This is a genomic window from Chryseosolibacter indicum (assembly GCF_018598585.1).
Classification (GTDB): Bacteria; Bacteroidota; Bacteroidia; order Cytophagales; family Cyclobacteriaceae; genus Chryseosolibacter; species Chryseosolibacter indicus.
This window is the reverse complement of record NZ_JAHESD010000111.1, coordinates 5,135-6,950: the sequence shown is the minus strand read 5'-3', so window position 1 is coordinate 6,950 and position 1,816 is coordinate 5,135. Positions and strand designations below refer to the sequence as shown.

Below are 1,816 nucleotides of genomic sequence, written 5' to 3'. Positions count from 1 at the left end.
TTTTGTTACTTTTTTCATCAAGGAAAAAAGTAAGGAAGAATAGACCTGCCGAATGAGTTTGATGTGTTACTTAGAATCTGCAAGCTTTGAGCGCGTATGAATACAGCTTGTCTATCACACGATATCTTAACCCGTAGCCACCTCCAGCTTATATCCCTTACCATGGATATTCGTAATACGTAAGTCAGTATCGATGCTTATTTTCTTTCTAAGCTTGGAAATGAACATGTCGAGACTGCGACCCGTAATGACCCCTTCATTTGCCCATACTTGCTGGATGAGCACTTCACGAGAGGTAAGCTCACCAAAATTCTGATTCAACAATTCAAGTACTTTACACTCTTTGTCTGTTAAGTTGATGACCTCATTATGCAACATCAATTTCTGGTTATCGCGGTCAAACAACAGCTTGCCAATAGCAGGCAATGTTGCTTTCGTGTTTTCCGCCAAAGGTTGCTGATCATCTCCCGTTTGCAGATCAGGTGAGTATCGCCTAAAGCGTTTAACAATTAACGTAACACCAAATAGAAGAAGGAAACCACCAAGAATTAGTTTAGTAGAGGCGTGGCTGGTATCTGTAGTTGCATTGAAATTATAAAACGCAATTTCTATTGTATAACAACCCTTGGCCTGGCTTCTGCCCAGGCACGGCTGGATGCTGTTGTTGGGCGGAGCGATCATGAAGCCATAGACAATGTCTGGCTTAAAACATTTATATACTGTTACGGTATAGTCTGTGAGACCTGTTTTTGCCAGCGAACGTTGTGTGAAGGCAACCAATGAATCCGGTTTAAAGGCGAATTCATTTTCAAATTCAAGTACAAAGACACCTTCCGATTTTTCTTTCACAGGCAATATCTGTGAGGTTGAATCGCCGGATAATAACAGCAGGTGATGGCCAATTTCACGAATAGCAAGATTAACACGCTTAACAAATAAGTCTCTTTCTGTGGGACTAACAAAAGCGGAAGCCGTAAGAAAAATAGCAATACAAGTAAGCAGCAGGCCACCGAGTGCTACAAATCTACTTTTCATGATAGGGCTAAGTACTGAATTTACATTCATTTACACTCTTTTTACAATTTGTTTACAGTTACAGCTATAACGTACCCGTTATGTTTGGGTAAATGAAATTAAACAATTTTCTTATGAAAACTTTCAGAATTATTCCGGCAATGCTTGTGGCCTTGGTAGCCTCAGTTCAAACGCCTGTGTTTGCCCAGGCGTGGTTAAGCTTCAATGCGGTGACTATAACACCCAGAGGGAAAGAAGTAATGCAAGACAATGAAATAACCCCAGGGGCAAAAGCGGTTGGCAGTTTTTATAACAATCCACTAATGATTAACACACGTCCTTTAGACTACAATGGCTTTAGCATAGAATCGAAAGGTGAGCTAACAGTGATTAAAGGAGATGCAGCTACAGGGCGACCAGAACAAATTCCGTTCTATCTGTATTTGCGGAGAAATGGAATGATCATAGAACGGCCAAAAGTAAAATATTATAATACTGAAATATCTGACATACTCAAGGAGAGCCGTGTCGGCGATTACCTGATTATCGAACCTGCCAATGCTGAAGACTGGCAAGCAAAACGTATTCTAAAAATACTGAATGGTGGTTGTTGAAAAGCGCAGTTAAATGAGCAAAGACAATGCTTCTATCGAGAGGCGTTGTCACCCTCCAGACAACCGCATTTCATAGCACCAATCGCAAGGCTAAGGGATTCCAACGCAATCTCGTTTTGTTTGTTATAGCTTCTATCGCAGGCGGGGAATGACGATGTTACAGGAAGTGCCTGCGCCTTCCTTAATCC

Annotated in this window: 2 protein-coding genes; one reads left to right on the top strand and one right to left on the bottom strand. The window is 41.4% G+C overall.

Features of this window, described 5'->3' with window-relative positions; translation table 11 throughout:
• Positions 1 to 126: 126 nt before the first annotated feature.
• Entirely contained in the window at positions 127 to 1,035 is a 909-nt protein-coding gene (locus KK060_RS24210; protein ID WP_254157760.1) for a winged helix-turn-helix domain-containing protein, read from the bottom strand.
• Positions 1,036 to 1,148: 113 nt separating this feature from the next.
• On the opposite strand from KK060_RS24210, the gene KK060_RS24205 reads away from it, so the two are divergent.
• Positions 1,149 to 1,628: a hypothetical protein gene (locus tag KK060_RS24205; RefSeq protein ID WP_254157758.1), complete on the top strand. Its 480-nt coding sequence runs from the start codon at positions 1,149 to 1,151 to the stop codon at positions 1,626 to 1,628.
• The last annotated feature ends 188 nt before the right edge of the window (positions 1,629 to 1,816 follow it).

Excerpts from the sequence above, each read along its gene's own strand:
- KK060_RS24205 (WP_254157758.1), top strand. The coding sequence starts at position 1,149 with ATGAAAACTTTCAGAATTATTCCGGCAATGCTTGTGGCCTTGGTAGCC.
- KK060_RS24210 (WP_254157760.1), bottom strand. The coding sequence starts at position 1,035 with ATGAAAAGTAGATTTGTAGCACTCGGTGGCCTGCTGCTTACTTGTATT.